Origin of the sequence: Streptomyces griseosporeus (assembly GCF_014656055.1) — a bacterium.
GTDB lineage: Bacteria > Actinomycetota > Actinomycetes > Streptomycetales > Streptomycetaceae > Streptomyces > Streptomyces griseosporeus.
Genome location: NZ_BNBR01000004.1, coordinates 101,006 through 116,951, shown reverse-complemented (window position 1 = coordinate 116,951; position 15,946 = coordinate 101,006). Strand labels below are relative to the sequence as shown.

At 73.5% G+C, this 15,946-nt stretch carries 15 protein-coding genes; 9 read left to right on the top strand and 6 right to left on the bottom strand.

What is annotated here, in order from left to right; all coding sequences use genetic code 11:
• Positions 1-22: 22 nt before the first annotated feature.
• Positions 23-1,429, bottom strand: a complete 1,407-nt coding sequence (locus tag IE308_RS19510; RefSeq protein WP_110628469.1) for an FAD-binding oxidoreductase — start codon at positions 1,427-1,429, stop codon at positions 23-25.
• A gap of 928 nt (positions 1,430-2,357) precedes the next feature.
• On the opposite strand from IE308_RS19510, the gene IE308_RS19505 reads away from it, so the two are divergent.
• Complete coding sequence (locus IE308_RS19505) at positions 2,358-3,740, top strand: tetratricopeptide repeat protein (protein ID WP_190219368.1); 1,383 nt, start codon at positions 2,358-2,360, stop codon at positions 3,738-3,740.
• Positions 3,741-3,818: 78 nt separating this feature from the next.
• On the opposite strand, the gene hppD is transcribed toward IE308_RS19505, so the two are convergent.
• Positions 3,819-4,967, bottom strand: a complete 1,149-nt coding sequence (gene hppD, locus IE308_RS19500; protein ID WP_190218928.1) for a 4-hydroxyphenylpyruvate dioxygenase — start codon at positions 4,965-4,967, stop codon at positions 3,819-3,821.
• Positions 4,968-5,094: 127 nt separating this feature from the next.
• On the opposite strand from hppD, the gene IE308_RS19495 reads away from it, so the two are divergent.
• The 7 genes from IE308_RS19495 (at position 5,095) to IE308_RS19465 (ending at position 10,348) form a co-directional block, all read left to right on the top strand.
• A complete protein-coding gene (locus tag IE308_RS19495) occupies positions 5,095-5,574 on the top strand; it encodes an Lrp/AsnC family transcriptional regulator (RefSeq protein WP_110628472.1) in 480 nt (159 codons plus the stop codon).
• 20 nt (positions 5,575-5,594) lie between these two features.
• Complete coding sequence (locus tag IE308_RS19490; protein WP_190218927.1) at positions 5,595-6,242, top strand: ABC transporter permease; 648 nt, start codon at positions 5,595-5,597, stop codon at positions 6,240-6,242.
• A 76-nt stretch (positions 6,243-6,318) separates the two neighbouring features.
• Positions 6,319-7,527 carry a betaine/proline/choline family ABC transporter ATP-binding protein gene (locus IE308_RS19485; protein ID WP_190219367.1) on the top strand — a complete coding sequence of 403 codons (1,209 nt, stop codon included), beginning with the start codon at positions 6,319-6,321 and terminating at the stop codon, positions 7,525-7,527.
• Positions 7,524-8,342, top strand: a complete 819-nt coding sequence (locus tag IE308_RS19480; protein ID WP_373314533.1) for an ABC transporter permease — start codon at positions 7,524-7,526, stop codon at positions 8,340-8,342. The genes IE308_RS19485 and IE308_RS19480 overlap by 4 nt, the downstream gene beginning before the upstream one ends.
• 101 nt (positions 8,343-8,443) lie before the next feature.
• Complete coding sequence (locus IE308_RS19475) at positions 8,444-9,397, top strand: glycine betaine ABC transporter substrate-binding protein (protein WP_229908960.1); 954 nt, start codon at positions 8,444-8,446, stop codon at positions 9,395-9,397.
• Positions 9,398-9,491: 94 nt separating this feature from the next.
• Positions 9,492-10,082, top strand: a complete 591-nt coding sequence (locus tag IE308_RS19470) for an ArsR/SmtB family transcription factor (protein ID WP_229908959.1) — start codon at positions 9,492-9,494, stop codon at positions 10,080-10,082.
• Between the two features lie 77 nt (positions 10,083-10,159).
• The gene (locus tag IE308_RS19465; RefSeq protein ID WP_190218924.1) at positions 10,160-10,348 is read left to right on the top strand and encodes a hypothetical protein; all 189 of its coding nucleotides are present in this window, start codon (positions 10,160-10,162) and stop codon (positions 10,346-10,348) included.
• A gap of 13 nt (positions 10,349-10,361) precedes the next feature.
• On the opposite strand, the gene IE308_RS19460 is transcribed toward IE308_RS19465, so the two are convergent.
• The 3 genes from IE308_RS19460 to IE308_RS19450 all read right to left on the bottom strand — a co-directional run bounded on the left by IE308_RS19460 (position 10,362) and on the right by IE308_RS19450 (position 13,184).
• Complete coding sequence (locus IE308_RS19460; protein WP_110628476.1) at positions 10,362-11,153, bottom strand: S16 family serine protease; 792 nt, start codon at positions 11,151-11,153, stop codon at positions 10,362-10,364.
• 160 nt (positions 11,154-11,313) lie between these two features.
• Positions 11,314-12,423: an o-succinylbenzoate synthase gene (gene menC, locus IE308_RS19455; RefSeq protein ID WP_190218923.1), complete on the bottom strand. Its 1,110-nt coding sequence runs from the start codon at positions 12,421-12,423 to the stop codon at positions 11,314-11,316.
• Positions 12,420-13,184 (bottom strand): chorismate synthase, encoded by a 765-nt coding sequence (locus tag IE308_RS19450; protein ID WP_190218922.1) that lies wholly within the window; start codon positions 13,182-13,184, stop codon positions 12,420-12,422. The genes menC and IE308_RS19450 overlap by 4 nt, the downstream gene beginning before the upstream one ends.
• Before the next feature lie 130 nt (positions 13,185-13,314).
• Here IE308_RS19450 and IE308_RS19445 point away from each other — a divergent pair, with 130 nt between their 5' ends.
• Positions 13,315-14,865, top strand: a complete 1,551-nt coding sequence (locus IE308_RS19445) for a PucR family transcriptional regulator (RefSeq protein WP_190218921.1) — start codon at positions 13,315-13,317, stop codon at positions 14,863-14,865.
• Here IE308_RS19445 and dapE read toward each other — a convergent pair.
• A complete protein-coding gene (gene dapE, locus IE308_RS19440; RefSeq protein ID WP_190218920.1) occupies positions 14,846-15,907 on the bottom strand; it encodes a succinyl-diaminopimelate desuccinylase in 1,062 nt (353 codons plus the stop codon). The genes IE308_RS19445 and dapE overlap by 20 nt on opposite strands.
• Positions 15,908-15,946 lie beyond the last annotated feature (39 nt).

The following is a 15,946-nucleotide window of genomic DNA, read 5'->3' as shown; positions in this document are numbered from 1 at the left end:
CCCGGTGCGGCACCGACCGAGGTCAGAACAGCTTGCCCGGGTTGAGGATGCCGAGCGGGTCGAAGACCTGTTTGATCTGCCGTTGCATCTCGACGCCGACCGGGCCGATCTCGCGGGCCAGCCACTCCTTCTTCAGGACACCCACGCCGTGCTCGCCGGTGATCGTGCCGCCGAGTTCCAGGCCGAGGGCCATGATCTCGTCGAAGGACTCGCGGGCCCGCCGGGACTCGTCGGGGTCCTGCGCGTCGAAGCAGACGGTCGGGTGGGTATTGCCGTCGCCCGCGTGCGCGCAGACCCCGATGGTCAGGCCGTACTTCGCGGCGATGCGCTCGACGCCGTCGAGCATGTCGCCGAGCCGGGAGCGGGGCACGCACACGTCGTCGATCATCGTCGTGCCCTTGACGGCCTCCAGCGCGGTGAGGGACAGCCGGCGTGCCTGCAGGAGCAGTTCGGACTCGGCGGTGTCCTCGGCGGGAACGACCTGGGTGGCACCGGCGGCCTCGCACAGCGCGCCGACGGCGGCGAGGTCGGCGGCGGGGTCCGGGGTGTCGAAGGCGGCCAGGAGGAGGGCCTCGGTGGTCTCGGGCAGGCCCATGTGGGCGAGGTCGTTCACCGCCTTGACGGTCGTACGGTCCATCAGTTCGAGGAGGGACGGGACGTGACCGCCGGCCATGATCCGGCACACGGCGTCGCAGGCGGCCGCCGCCGAGGGGAACTCGGCGGCCAGCACCAGCTGCCGGGGCGGCTTGGGCCGCAGCGCGAGGACCGCCCGGACGACGATGCCGAGGGAGCCCTCCGAGCCGACGAAGAGGCGGGTGAGGTCGTATCCGGCGACGCCCTTCGCGGTGCGGCGGCCGGTGGTGAGCAGGCGGCCGTCGGCGAGGACGACGTCCAGGCCGAGGACGTACTCGGCGGTGACGCCGTACTTCACGCAGCACAGGCCGCCGGAGGCGGTGCCGATGTTGCCGCCGATCGTGCACATCTCCCAGCTGGAGGGGTCGGGCGGGTAGTACAGCCCGTGTTCCTCCACGGCGCGGGAGAGGGCGGCGTTGACGACGCCGGGTTCGACGACCGCGACCCGGTCGACCGGGTTGATCTCCAGGATGCGGTCCATCTTGGTGAGGGACAGCACGATGCAGCCGTCGGTGGCGTTGGCGCCGCCGGACAGGCCGGTGCGGGCGCCCTGCGGGACGACGGGGACACGCAGCTCGGTGGCGGTGCGCAGGACGTGCTGGACCTGTTCGACGGTGCGGGGCAGCACGACCACGGCCGGGGAGCCGGCCGGGCAGAAGCTGGCCATGTCGTGGGCGTAAGAGGCCGTGACGTCGGGGTCGGTCAGGACGGCCTCGGCGGGCAGGCCGGCCAGCAGCCGGTCGAGGAGGTTGCCCGTCCGTTCGTCGCGCGGCGCTTCGATGCGGCTCATGATCACAGCGTCGCACCGGGGGCCATCGGTGTGAACCCCGTGTACGGCAGCCGCCGTATACCGGGCGCGGTCGGCGTCCTCGCGCACAGTGAGCGCCATGGAGAACAGCGCGAAGCCCTCCGGGGGCCTGATCGACAGCGCCCCGCCCCTCGGCCCCGCCGACACCGGCCCCACCGACCCGGGGGACGGCTCCGCCCCCGTCGGCCCCGTGGACGGCAGCGGCCCGCCCACCGGTCCCACGGGCGACGGTCGTCCGCCCACCACCCCCACGGTCGACCTGCGGAAGGCCTCCGGCCCCACCGACGACGCGCCCACGCACCACGACGCCGAGGACGCCGGCACGGAGGCCCCCGCCTCCACCGACGACACGCCCACGTGCCCCCGCGCCGAGGACGACAGCACCGAGGCGCCTGCCCCCACGGACGACGGAACCACGCACCCCGCGGTCGACCTGCGCAAAGCCTCCGCCCCCACCGACGACGCGCCCACGCACGCCGCGGTCGACCTGCGCAAGGCCCCCGCCCCCACCGACGACGCGCCCACGCACCCCGCGGTCGACCTGCGCAAGGCCCCCGCCCCCACCGGTGACGCGTCCACGCACCCCCGAGCCGAGGACGGCGGCGCCACGCGCCCGGACCAGGAGGATGACGGCCCCGAGGCCGCCGCCGACCAGGACGCCACGCCCCAAGACGACCCCACCCCCGACCCGGCACCGCAGGACGACGGCCCCCAGGCCACCGCCGATCAGGACCCCACGCCCTCAGACACCCCCACCCCAGACGCCCCGGCCGCAGCCGACTCGACCCCAGGCGCCCCAGCGTCAGACGCCCCGGCCGCAGCCGACTCGACCCCAGGTGCCCCAGCGTCAGACGCCACAGCCCCGGATGCCCCCGCCCCGAGCGAGGAGGACCCGGCCGAGGAAGGTGCCGCCGCTGTGCCCCGGTCCCGGTCCCGGCGGCGCTGGGCGTTGATCGCCTCGCTTGCCGCAGGGGCGCTGGTGGTCGGTGGGGTGCTGGTCGGGTTGCCGGCCGAGGCGCCGGTGCGGTCGGCTCCCGTCCCGGCGCCGGGACCGCAGGCGCGGGCCGCGCTGGCGGCGGGGGCGCCGGCCGCGCTGCCGGATCTGACGGTGCTGATCGGGGAGCAGGAGGCGTATCTGCGCGCACACCCGAAGGACGCCCGGTCCTGGGCGCTGCTCGGGACGGCCTACGTCGAGCAGGGCCGGCGTACGGCGGAGGCGGCCCTGTATCCCAAGGCAGAGAGCGCGCTGCGCCGGTCGCTGAAGAGCACGCCGAAACGGAACCCCGACGCGCTGGACGGGCTCGCGGCGCTGGCGAACGCGCGCCGCGACTTCCGGGCCGCCAAGGGCTACGCGGAGGCGGCGCTGAAGGAGCGGCCGAAGCGCTGGCGGACGTATCCGCTGCTGATCGAGGCGCTGACCGGGCTCGGCGACCACAAGGGGGCCGGGCGGGCGCTGGACCGGCTGACCGAGCTGCACTCGGGGCCCGCCGTGCGGGCGCGGGCGGCGGCCGTCTACCGGGACCGCGGCTGGCGGGAGGACGCGCAGGCGGCGCTGGCGGACGCGGCCGCGGCGGCGGGGGCGCCGGCCGAGCGGGCGGCGTATCTGCAGGGGGCGGGCGAGCTGGCGTGGGAGCGCGGTGACCTCCAGGACGCGCTGCGGCACTTCCGGGCGGCGGCGCGGACCGACCCGGACCTGCGGGCCGCGCAGGCCGGGCAGGCGCGGGTGCTGGCGGCGCTGGGGCGTTCCTCGGAGGCGCTGAGCGCGTACCGGGTGGCGCTGACCCGGCAGCCGGAACCGCAGTACGCCCTGGAACTGGGCGAGTTGTACGAGTCGCTGGGGCTCAGGGACGCGGCGCGGGTGGAGTACGACCTGCTGCGGGCGCTGGTGCGGCAGCACGCGGCCGGCGGGGTCGACGGGAACCTGACGCTGGGCCGGTTCGAGGCGGACCACGGGGATCCGGCGACGGCGGTGCGGCTGCTGCGGGCCGAGTGGCGGCGGCAGCCGGGCATCGACGTGGCGGACGCGCTGGGCTGGGCGCTGCACCGGGCCGGCGCGGACAAGGAGGCGCTGCGGTTCGCGGCGATCGCCACCGACAAGGCGCACGGCGGCGGGGTGCGCAGTGCGCCGTACGCCTACCACCGGGGCATGATCGAGCGGGCGCTGAAGCAGTACGGGCCGGCCCGCAGGCACCTTCAGGAGGCGCTGCGGATCAACCCGTACTTCTCCGTCGTGCACGCGCCGGCGGCGCGGGCGGCGCTGCGGGCGCTGGGCGAGCCGTCCGGGGACGGCCCGCCCTAGGGCCTGTCGTCAAACTCCCGTCTGCCACGCCCTTCGGGCGGACGGGAGTTTGACAACAGGCCCGAGCGGTGAGGGGTCCTACAGGTTGCCGCGCTTGGCCTGCTCGCGCTCGATCGCCTCGAACAGGGCCTTGAAGTTGCCCTTGCCGAAGCCCATCGAGCCGTGCCGCTCGATGAGTTCGAAGAAGACGGTCGGCTTGTCCTGGACCGGCTTGGTGAAGATCTGCAGCAGGTAGCCGTCCTCGTCGCGGTCGGCGAGGATCTTCAGCTCGCGCAGCGTCTCGATCGGCACGCGGGTGTCGCCGACCCACTCGCCGAGGGTGTCGTAGTAGGAGTCCGGGGTGTCGAGGAACTGGACACCGGCGGCGCGCATGGCGCGGACGGTGGCGACGATGTCGTTGGTGTTCAGCGCGATGTGCTGGACACCGGCGCCGCCGTAGAACTCCAGGTACTCGTCGATCTGGGACTTCTTCTTGGCGACGGCGGGCTCGTTGATCGGGAACTTGACCTTGAGCGTGCCGTCGGCCACCACCTTCGACATCAGCGCGCTGTACTCGGTGGCGATGTCGTCGCCCACGAACTCCTTCATGTTCGTGAAGCCCATGACCTTGTTGTAGAACTCCACCCACTCGTTCATGCGGCCGAGTTCGACGTTGCCGACGCAGTGGTCGATGGCCTGGAAGGTGCGCTGCGCGGGCGGCTCGACGATCGGGTCGGCGGCGACGTAGCCCGGCAGGTAGGGGCCGTCGTAGCCGGAGCGGTCGACGAGGGTGTGGCGGGTCTCGCCGTAGGTGGCGATCGCGGCGAGGACGACGGTGCCGTGCTCGTCCTTCAGCTCGTACGGCTCGGCGACGGACCGCGCGCCGTGCTCGATGGCGTACGCGTAGGCGCGGCGCGCGTCCGGGACCTCGATGGCGAGGTCGATGACGCCGTCGCCGTGCTCGGCCACGTGCTGGGCGAGGAAGTGGCCCCAGGTGGTGGCGGGCTTGATGACCGAGGTGAGGACGAAGCGGGCGGAGCCGTTCTCCAGTACGTAGCTGGCGGTCTCGCGGCTGCCGTTCTCCGGTCCGGAGTAGGCGACCAGCTTCATGCCGAAGGCGGTGGAGTAGTAGTGCGCCGCCTGCTTGGCGTTGCCCACGGCGAAGACGACCGCGTCCATTCCCTTGACCGGGAAGGGGTCGTCCTGCCGGGCGGTCGTGTCGGGAGTGTGGTGTGTGGTCTGCGTCATGGCCGCAGACTGGACCCGCTCTGCAAGGTGCGCAATAGTTTGCGCTCCGACTGGGCAATGTGCTCACTGGTACGGCGGTATCGGCGGGCTTTCTGTACAGGATGACCACCCCTGGAGGCGGGTCCTCATGGCGATCGATCATCTGGACGGGCGGATCATCGTGCTGCTCGCGCGGGAGCCGCGGATCGGGGTGCTGGAGATGTCCCGGCGACTCGGGGTGGCGCGTGGGACGGTGCAGGCGCGGCTGGACCGGCTTCAGTCGAACGGAGTCATCCGCGGGTTCGGTCCCGAGGTGGATCCGGCGGCCCTCGGCTACCCGGTCACCGCGTTCGCGACGCTGCAGATCCGGCAGGGCCAAGGGGCCGATGTGCGGGCGCACTTGGCGACGGTGCCGGAGGTGCTGGAGCTGCACACGACGACCGGCACCGGGGACATGCTGTGCCGGCTGGTGGCCCGTTCCAACGCCGATCTCCAGCGTGTGATCGACCGGGTCGTCGGTTTCGATGGGATCGTCCGGGCCTCCACCGCGATCGTCATGGAGAACCCCGTTCCGCTGCGGATCATCCCGCTGGTGGAGCAGGCGGCGGAGGACCGGGACCGGACCTGACCGTCAGGGGGTGCCCGCGCTTGGACTTCTGGGAGTACCTCGACAGCCGTCACCAGCAGCTGCTCACCGACGCCTGGCAGCACGCCAGCGCGGTGTTCCAGTGCATGGTGCTGGCGACCGTCCTCGGTGTGCTCATCGGGGTCGTCACCTATCGCAGCGGCTGGGCGGGCAACCTCGCCACCACCACGACGTCCACGATCCTGACCATCCCGTCCCTGGCGATGATCGGCCTGCTGGTGCCGGTCGTCGGGCTGGGGGTGCCGCCGACGGTGATCGCGCTGACCTTGTACGGGCTGCTGCCGATCGTCCGCAACTCCATCGTGGGCCTGCGCGGCGTCGATCCGACGCTGGTGGACGCGGCGCGCGGCATCGGCATGTCGGGGCCGATGCGGCTGGTGCGGGTGGAGCTGCCGCTGGCCTGGCCGCCGATCCTGACCGGGATCCGGGTCTCCACGCAGATGCTGATGGGCATCGCCGCGATCGCCGCGTACGCCTCGGGGCCGGGTCTGGGCAACGAGATCTTCCGCGGGCTGGCCTCGCTGGGCAGCAAGAACGCGCTGAACCAGGTGCTGGCGGGCACCCTCGGGATCATCATCCTCGCGCTCCTGTTCGACGCCGCGTATGTGCTGATCGGGCGGCTGACCATCCCGAGGGGGATCCGTGTCTGACACCGCCACGCAGGGTGCGTCCGCGGAGCGTTCCGCGTCCGCCGAGCGCGCCCGGTCCGACGGCCATGGCGCCTCGATCGAGCTGGAGAACCTGACCAAGCGGTATCCGGGCAGCCCGCAGCCGGCCGTGGACAACGTCTCCATGGAGATCAAGGCCGGCGAGACGGTGATCTTCGTGGGTCCGTCGGGCTGCGGGAAGTCCACGACCCTGAAGATGATCAACCGGCTGATCGAGCCGAGCGGCGGCCGGATCCGCATCGGCGGCGAGGACGTCACCGACATCGACCCGGTGAAGCTGCGCCGCAAGGTCGGGTACGCCATCCAGTCGGCGGGCCTGTTCCCGCACATGACGGTCGCGCAGAACATCGCGCTCGTTCCGAAGATGATCGGCTGGTCCAAGGCGCGGATCAGGGCCCGGGTGGAGGAGCTGCTGGACCTGGTCGGGCTGGACCCCGGCGAGTTCCACGGCCGCTATCCGCGCCAGCTGTCCGGCGGGCAGCAGCAGCGGGTGGGCGTGGCGCGGGCGCTGGCCGCGGATCCGCCGGTGCTGCTGATGGACGAGCCGTTCGGCGCGGTCGACCCGATCACCCGCGACCACCTCCAGGACGAGCTGATCCGGCTCCAGCACGAGCTGCACAAGACGATCGTGTTCGTCACCCACGACTTCGACGAGGCGATCAAGCTGGGCGACCGGATCGCGGTGCTGCGCGAGCGCTCGCACATCGCCCAGTTCGACACGCCGGAGGCGATCCTGACCAACCCGGCCGACGACTTCGTCTCCGGGTTCGTCGGCGCGGGCGCGGCGCTGAAGCGGCTGAACCTCACCCGGGTGCGTGACGTGGAGATCACGGACTATCCGACGGTCACCGTGGACACCCCGCTGCAGGAGATCTTCCTGCTGCTGCGGTCCAGCGGGACCAACGAGATCCTGCTCCTCGACCGGCGCCGCCGCCCCTACAAGTGGCTGCGGCGCGGCGACCTGATGCGGGCACGCGGCTCGCTGGCCCGGGCGGGGACGCTGGTGCACGACACGGTGACCCGGGACGCGACGCTGCGGGACGCGCTGGAGGCGGTGCTGACGGACAACGCGGGCCGGGTGGCGGTGACCGGGCGGCGCGGCGAGTACACGGGCGTCGTCGACATGGAGACGCTGATGAACTCCGTGCACGAGCTGCTGGAGGCCGACCGGCTGGACGCCATGGAGCACCAGCACGAGCTGGCGGAGATCCGGGCCGCGCAGACGCACGCCGAGCAGGAGGGCGAGGGGGGAGGGCCGAAGGCGTGAGCGTGCCGGAGGTGGTCCCGGAGGCGGAGGACGAGGAGCGTCACGAGCGGCAGGCCCCGCGGCCGGCTTCCCGCAGGCCGCGCATCGGCTGGCGGAAGCTGACGTTCCTGCCGGCGCTGCTGGTCGCCGTGCTGCTGGCGACGTGGCTGTGGTTCGCGCAGGCGGACCTGGATCCGGTCAGCGAGAACGCGCTGTCGAACGGGCAGGTGTCGAAGGCGCTGTGGCAGCACGTGCAGCTGACGGTGATCTCCACCTTCTTCGTGCTGGTCATCGCGATCCCGCTCGGGATCCTGCTGACCCGGCGGGCGTTCCGCAAGGCCACCCCGGTGGCGATGGCCCTCGCCAACATGGGGCAGGCGACCCCGGCGATCGGTCTGCTGGCGCTGCTGGTGATCTGGCTCGGCATCGGCCGCCGCGCGGCCCTGATCGGCATCATCGCCTACGCCGTCCTGCCGGTGCTGTCGAACACCATCGCCGGCCTGAAGGCGAACGACCCGACGCTGCTGGAGGCGGCGCGCGGCATCGGCATGTCCCCGCTGGGCGTGCTGGCCCGGGTGGAGCTGCCGCTGGCGGTGCCGCTGATCCTGGCGGGCGTGCGCACGGCCCTGGTGCTGAACGTCGGTACGGCGACGCTGGCGACGTTCGGCGGGGGCGGCGGGCTGGGCGTGCTGATCACGGCCGGCATCACCAACCAGCGGATGCCGGTGCTGGTCCTCGGCTCGATCCTCACCGTCGCCCTCGCGCTGCTGGTGGACTGGCTGGCCTCGCTGGCCGAACTGCTGCTGCGGCCGCGCGGGTTGGAGGTGGGGACGTGAGGCGGGCGGACGGGCGCATGAGGCGGGCGTTCGGGCACGTGAGGCAGGCGTGCGGGCACGTGCGGCGGGCGGACAGGCGCGTGAGGCGGGCGGACAGGCGCGTGAGGCGGGCGTTGGGTCTGGGACTGGCGGGCGCGCTGGTGGCCGGCTGCGGTCTGACCAGCGGATCGCCGATGGTCGACGACGTGGAGCCCGGCTCGATCGGCAAGGGCAGGCCGCTGAAGGGCGCCCATCTGACGGTGACGTCCAAGTCGTTCACCGAGAGCCTGATCATGGGCGCGATGATGGGCATCGCGCTGCAGGCGGCCGGTGCGGACGTCCTGGACCGCACCGGGATCCAGGGGTCCGTCGGCGGACGCGAGGCGATCAAGAGCGGTGACGCGGACGCCATGTACGAGTACACGGGCACCGCCTGGATCACGTACCAGGGCAACGGCAAGCCCATCACCGACCCGCACAAACAGTGGGAGGCGGTCCGCGCGGCGGACGTGGACAACGGGGTGGCCTGGCTGCCGCCGGCGGCGCTGAACAACACCTACGCGCTGGCCATGAACGAGGCCAACTACAAGAAGTACGGCACGAAGACCCTGTCCGACGTGGCCGCCCTGGCCGAGCGCGACCCGGGGGCGGTGACGCTGTGCGTGGAGGGCGAGTTCGCCAACCGCGCCGACGGGCTGCCGGGCATGGAGAAGGCGTACGGCATGGACGTGCCGGCGAAGAACGTCACGCAGATGGACACCGGGATCATCTACACGCAGACCGCGAAGGGCAACTGCACCTTCGGCGAGGTGTTCACCACCGACGGCCGGATCAGGTCCATGCACCTGGTGGTGATGAAGGACGACCGCAAGTTCTTCCCCAACTACAACGCGGCCCCCGTGATCAACGCCGACACGCTGAAGCAGTGGCCCGCGATGGCGGAGGTCCTCGACCCGGTCACGAAGAAACTGACCAACGACGTGGCGCAGGAGCTGAACGCCAAGGTGGACGTGGACGGGGAGGACCCGCACCAGGTGGCGCTGGACTGGATGGAGAAGGAGGGGTTCGTGAAGTAGGGCGGAGTCACGGGGAGTTGTCGGGAGCGACTGCACGGCCGCCCTTACAAAGAAGTGCTTGCAAAGGAAGCTTTGCATAGATACCTTTGTACGCGTGACAGAGCCCGCACCCGCACCCCGGAAACTGCGCCACCTCGACCCCCGCTCCCTGCGCGGCCTCGCCCACCCGCTGCGGATGCAGCTGCTGGACGCCCTGCGCCGCAGCGGCCCGGCCACCGCCTCCCGGCTGGCCGAACGCCTGGGCGAGTCCAGCGGCGCGACCAGCTACCACCTGCGCCAGCTCGCCGCCCACGGCTTCGTCGAGGACGCCCCCGGCCACGGCAAGGGACGGGAGCGCTGGTGGCGGGCAGTGGACCAGGGCCTGGTCTTCGACAGCGACGACTTCGAGGGCACCGGACCGGAGGTGCGCGGGCTCGCCGAGACCTACCTCCACGAGATCGCCGCCACCCACGCCCGCGAGCTGTCCGGCTGGCTCGGCACGCGGGAGCGCTGGGGCAAGGACTGGTCCCGGTCGAGCGACATGAGCGACGCCACGCTCCGGCTCACGCCGGAACTGGCCACGGAGCTGGTCGAGAAGATGCGCGCCCTGATCGAGGACTACCGCGGCCGCGTCCCCGACCAGGACACCCCCGGCTCGGAGCAAGTCCGCATCCACACGCACCTGTTCCCCGTCGAGACCGACTGAGAGACCGCACACGCACCGGTTCAGACCGGCTGAGAGACCGCACACGCACCCGTTCGGACCGACCGAGAGGCAGCATCATGCGTATCGAGACCCACCTCGCCCGTGAGCACGCCGCCGACCTGCGCGCCGTGGCCGACGCCCACCGCCTCGCCCGGCAGGCGGCCGGACATCCGCGCCGGCTGCGCACCCGGCTGGGCTGGACCCTGGTCGACGTCGGGCTGCGGCTCGCCGCGCCGAAGGGGGCGGACGTGGCGCTCGCCGTCTAGCCGTGGACACGGCCTAGCAGCTGGGTACCTCGCCCTTTCCCTTCTCCAGCGCCACGAGCGCGTCGACCGCGCTCTTCAGCGTGGTGACCGGGACGAGCCGCAGCCCCTTGGGCAGCTCGGCCTTGGCGTCACCGCACTCGGCCTTCGGCACGAGGAACACGGTCGCCCCGTCCCGCCGCGCGGCCTGCGTCTTCAGCGCCACGCCGCCGACCGCGCCGACCTTGCCGTCCGGGTCGATCGTGCCGGTACCGGCGATCGTCCGGCCGCCGGTCAGGTCGCCGCCACTGCCGTCGCCGTCCAGCTTGTCGATGATGCCGAGCGTGAACAGCAGCCCGGCGCTGGGCCCGCCGACGTCGGCGAGGGTCAGATCGACCTTGACGTCCTTCGGGCTCAGGTGCAGGTAACCGAGCGCGGCGGCGGTCGCGTCGTCCTGCGACCGCTCCATCTCCTCGGTGTTGTGCCGCTCGATGTCCTTCACGCTGCCCCCGCCGGGATACACCGAGTCGTGCGGCATGACCGCCCGGTCGGTGGCGAACCAGCCGTCGAGGACGTCCCCGAGCGTGACGCGCGCGCCGGGCGGCGTCGCCTCGATGGTGACCATCCGCAGCTCGCCGCGCGTCTGCCGGGTCGGCGCCCCGGAGACCGTGATCACCGGGGTGCCCTTGTTCTCGCCCAGTACGTCCGCCGTGAGACCGGGCTGCGCCAGGGAGAACGGCAGCGGGGCGAACGCCGCCGTGGCGATCAGGGCCACGACGGGCAGACCGCAGACGGCCAGGGCCTGGGGGCGTGTGAGGCGTGAGAGCACGGAGTCAATCTAACGTGAGCGACCGCACGGGCCCCGGGCCGGTCACGCCACCCACGGTCCCCGGCGCCCGTCCCGGTCACGCCACCCGCGCATCCCGCCGCCCCCGCCCCGGTCACGCCACCCGCGCATCCCACCGTCCCCGCCCCCGCACCCGCCCCGGTCACCGCACGTACAGGTCCCTGCGCTGCCGCGTGAAGCGCCGCAGCGCCTCCGGGCGGGGCTCGATGCCGATGCCGGGGCCGGTCGGGACCGGCAGGTGCCCGTCCTCCAGCACGAACGGCTCGGTGATGTCCTCGGCGAAGTAGCGGCCGGAGGCGGAGGTGTCCCCGGGCAACGTGAACCCGGGCAGCGCGGCCAGCGCCAGGTTCGGGGCCCGGCCGATGCCGGTCTCCAGCATGCCCCCGCACCACACGGGCACCCCGTGCGCGGACGCCACGTCGTGCACACGCCGGGCCTCCAGGTAGCCGCCGACCCGGGCGGGCTTGACGTTCACGACCCGGCAGGCGTCCAGCGCGATCGCGGACGCGGTGTCGCGGGCGTTGTGCAGGGACTCGTCCAGGCAGACGGGGGTGGCCAGGCGCTGCTGGAGCCGGGCGTGGGCGTACAGGTTGTTCTCCTCCAGCGGCTCCTCGATCAGCAGCAGCCCGAACTCGTCCAGCCGCCGCAGATGCTCGGCGTCCGCCAGGGTGTACGCCGTGTTCGCGTCGACCTGGAGCGGCAACTCCGCCCCGAACCGCTCGCGCACGGCCCGCACCGGCGCCAGGTCCCAGCCGGGCTCGATCTTCAGCTTGATGCGGACGTACCCCTCGGCGAGGTACCGCTCCACGTCGTCCAGCAGTTCGGGGACGGAGTTCTTGATGCCGACCGAGACGCCCGCCGGGACCCGGTCGCGGACCGCGCCGAGATACGTCACCAGCGGCATGCCGTACGCCCGCAGCTCCGCGTCCAGCAGTGCCGTCTCCAGGGCGGCCTTCGCCAGCTCGTGGCCCTTGACGCCGGCCAGCACCGGGGCGAGGGCGGCGGTGGTCGGGCGGGGCAGGGCGGCGACCCGCGGCAGCAGGAAGTCGCGCAGCACCAGCTCGGCGCCGGCGGTGAACTCGGAGCAGTACCGGGGCTCGGGGTCGGCGGCGAACTCCGACCAGCCCTCGGCCTCGTCGGTGACGACGTGCAGCAGGAAGGTGTCCTTGTCCGTCATCGTCCCGAAGGACGTGCGGAAGGGGGTGACCAGCGGGATCGCCACGTGCACGATCTCGACGCGTTCGAGCTTCACGCCGCGTCCTCCGTCCGGGTGAGGGTGTACCAGCCGTCGCGGGACATGCCGGTCGGGGTGAACCCCTGGGCGAAGGCCCCGGTGAACACCTCGCGCACGGCGTACCGCCAGCGCAGCGCGAGCACGGGGTCGGCGGCGCGCAGCTTCACGATGTCGTCGGGGACGCGGCACCACACGCGCCGGTCGCCGTCCCGGTGCGCGAGGGGACCGCCGTCGGGAGCGGTGGCGACGACGGGGGCACCGGCCCGGTCGGCCGGGTCGTCCGGGCCGTGCGGTGTCTCGGGGGCCGTCAGGTCCCAGGTGACCGTCAGCCGGTCGCTCTCGTCGCCGCTGTTCACGCCGTCCGACATGGGGCCGTAGAAGTCGACGAGGTACTCCGTGCCGACCGCGCCCAGCTTGACCAGGTTGAAGCGGGCGTTGCGGCCGACCAGCGGGTCGAAGGTCCAGCGCATGGTGCGGGCGCCGCGTTCCAGCGCCCAGGCGCGCTGGGCCTGCTTCACCCGGGCCCCGAGGCCGCGTTCGGCGGCGGCGACCAGGGAGTACGTCTGCCGGTCCGGCCCGAAGACGGCGACGGCGGCCCCGGCGAGCCGCCCGTCGGCGTAGGCGGCGTGCACGGCCCCGCCCGCGTGGACGAGGCTGTGCAGCAGCTCGGCCGGGAAGGGCGGGGCGGTGCGGGGTGTCTGCCAGACGTCGCTGAAGTGGTCGGCCACGGCGGCGAGGGAGGCCACGTCGTGGACGCTGCGGAGGATGACTGGGGTCATGCCCCGAGTCTGCGGGCCCGGTGCCCGTCGCGTGTTGTGCGGGCGTCCAAGGACGACGTACGGTCCTTGCGGGATCGGCCAAATCCTCGGCCGGTCGGCCCGACCCCTCACGAGGAACCGCGCACCGCCCATGGACGTCCGCACCCTCGGCGACCTGCTCGACGCGGTCGGCGGCGCCTCCGTCCGCCTGGTGACCGCGCCCGCCGGGCTGACCGCCCCGATCACCGAGGCGCTGCTGTACGACGCGCATGCCCCGCTCCCCCGCGTGCCGGGCGCGCTGCTGCTGGCGGTGGGGGTGCGGCCGGACGACGCCGGGCCGGTGCTGGCGGCCGCGGCGGAGGCCGAGATGACGGGCGTGGTGCTGCGCGGGGCCGACGGCCACGCCCCCGACGACGCGCACGCGCACGGCGTGGCACTGCTGTCGGTCGACGAGGACGCCGCCTGGCACCACGTGCACCTGCTGCTGGCGTCGGCGATCGGCGCCCGGCCCGCCCCCTCCGCGGGCGGCCTCGGCGACCTGTTCGCGCTGGCGGACGCCATCGCGGCGGCGGCCGGCGGGGCGACGGCCGTGGAGGACCCGCGGCAGCGGATCCTGGCCTACTCCACCGTGCCGGGCCAGCCGGTCGACGAGGACCGCCGGCAGGGCATCCTCGGCCTGCAGGTGCCGGTCAGCGCGGAGAACACCGAGCAGTACCGGCGGCTGTTCGCGGCCGACGGCCCGGTCCGGCTGCCCGCGCTGCGCGAGGGCGGCCTGCCGCGCCTGGCGGTGGCCGTGCGGGCGGGCGGCGAGACGCTCGGCTCGGTCTGGGTGATCGACGCCGGCACCCTCGCCCCCGACGCCGAGGACACCCTCGTCCAGGGCGCCTCCACCGCGGCGCTGCTGCTGTTGCGGGCCCGGGCGGCGCGGGAGCTGGCCCGGCACCTCGGCGACGACCTGCTGCGCCGCCTGCTGGAGGGCACCGCGGACGCCGCGACGGCCGCCCAGCGGCTCGGCCTCGACGGGGCGGTGCGGGTGGCCGCGTTCGTGCCCGACGCCACGGCGAGCGGACCGGACGCCGAGCGGACCGCGCTGCGCCTGCTGGACGTCGTACGCCTGCAGTGCGAGGCGCGCTACGGGCGGCACGCGTGCGTCCTGGTCGACGGAGTGGTGTACGCGCTGCTGCCGGCGCCGGGCGCACGGCACCGGGCGCTCGCCGAGGACATCGTGGCGCGGGCCGGGCGGGCGCTGCGGGTGCCGGTGCGGGCGGCGCTGGGCGGGACGGTGCCGGACGTGGCGGGGGCGGCGGAGTCCCGCGCGGACGCGGACCTGGTCCTGCGGGTACCGGATCCGGACGTGCCGGTGGCGACGATCGACGAGGCGCGCCCGCGGGTGGTCCTGCTGCGGCTGCGGGAACTCATGGCGGAGCACAGGGAGTTGAGCGCGGACGGCGCGTGGCGGCGGGTGCTGTCCTATGACGCCGAGCACGGCACCGACCACGCGCGCACCCTGGTCTGCTGGTTCGACGCGGGCTGCGACATGGCGGGCGCGGCGAAACGGCTCGCCGTGCACCCCAACACCTGCCGCTACCGCCTCCGGCAGGTCCAGCGGCAGCTCGGCGTCGACCTCGACGATCCCGACGAACGGCTCGTGCTGTGGCTGCAGCTGCGGACGCTGGCCGGGCTCAGGCCAGCCACCGCCTGAGCCGTTCCTCGCAGGCGCGCAGGTGCGCCACGGGGACGTACTCCCCCGCCGTGTGGGCGAGGGTCGGGTCGCCGGGGCCGTAGTTCAGCGCGGGCACGCCCAGCGCGGCGAACCGGGCCACGTCGGTCCAGCCGAGCTTGGGCCGCGGCCGGCCCCCGAGGGCGGCGACGAGCCCGCCGACCCGGTCCAGGCGCGGCGCCGCCCCCGGCACGACCTCCGTGACGCGCACCTCGTACCCGGGGAAGAGGCCGCGCACGTACGCCTCGGCCTGCGCCTCCGTACGGCTCGGCGCGAACCGGTAGTCGACCGTCACGACACACTCGTCGGGTACGACGTTCCCGGCCACCCCGGCCCGTACGGCGACGGCGCTCAGCCCCTCCCGGTACTCCAGCCCGTCGACGACGACCCGTTCGGCCCGGTGCTCGTCGAGCCGCCGCAGCACCGGCGCCGCCTTGTGCGCGGCGTTGACGCCCTGCCAGGCGCGCGCGTTGTGCGCCCGTTCGCCGCGCACGACGACGTCGGCGGTGAGGATGCCCTGGCAGCCGGCCTCCACTCCGGCGCCGGACGGCTCCATGAGGATCGCGAGACCGGCGTCGGCGACGAGTCCGGGCCGTTCGGCGAGGATCCGGTGGAGGCCGTTGCGGTCGCTCTCGACCTCCTCGCAGGCGTAGAAGACGAAGGTGAGGTCGCGGGAGGGCCGGGGGACGCCGGCCGCGATCCGCAGGGCGACGGCGACCCCGCCCTTCATGTCGCAGGCCCCGAGCCCGTACACCCGCTCGCCGTCCATCCGCGCCGGGAGGTTCCCGGCGGCGGGAACGGTGTCGAGGTGCCCGGCGAGCACCACCCGTTCCGGGCGCCCCAAGCCGGTCCGTGCGACGACGGAGTCCCCGACGCGGTCGACGACGAGATGGGGCAGGGCGCGGAGGGCGCCTTCGACGGCGTCCGCGAGGGCGGCCTCCGCCCCGCTCTCGGAGGGGGTGTCGACGAGGGCACGGGTCAGGGAGACGACGTCGGCGGTGAGGTCGAGGTGAGGGGTGTGCATGCCGTCGATGATCGACGGCGCTCGGCGGCGGGTGATGAG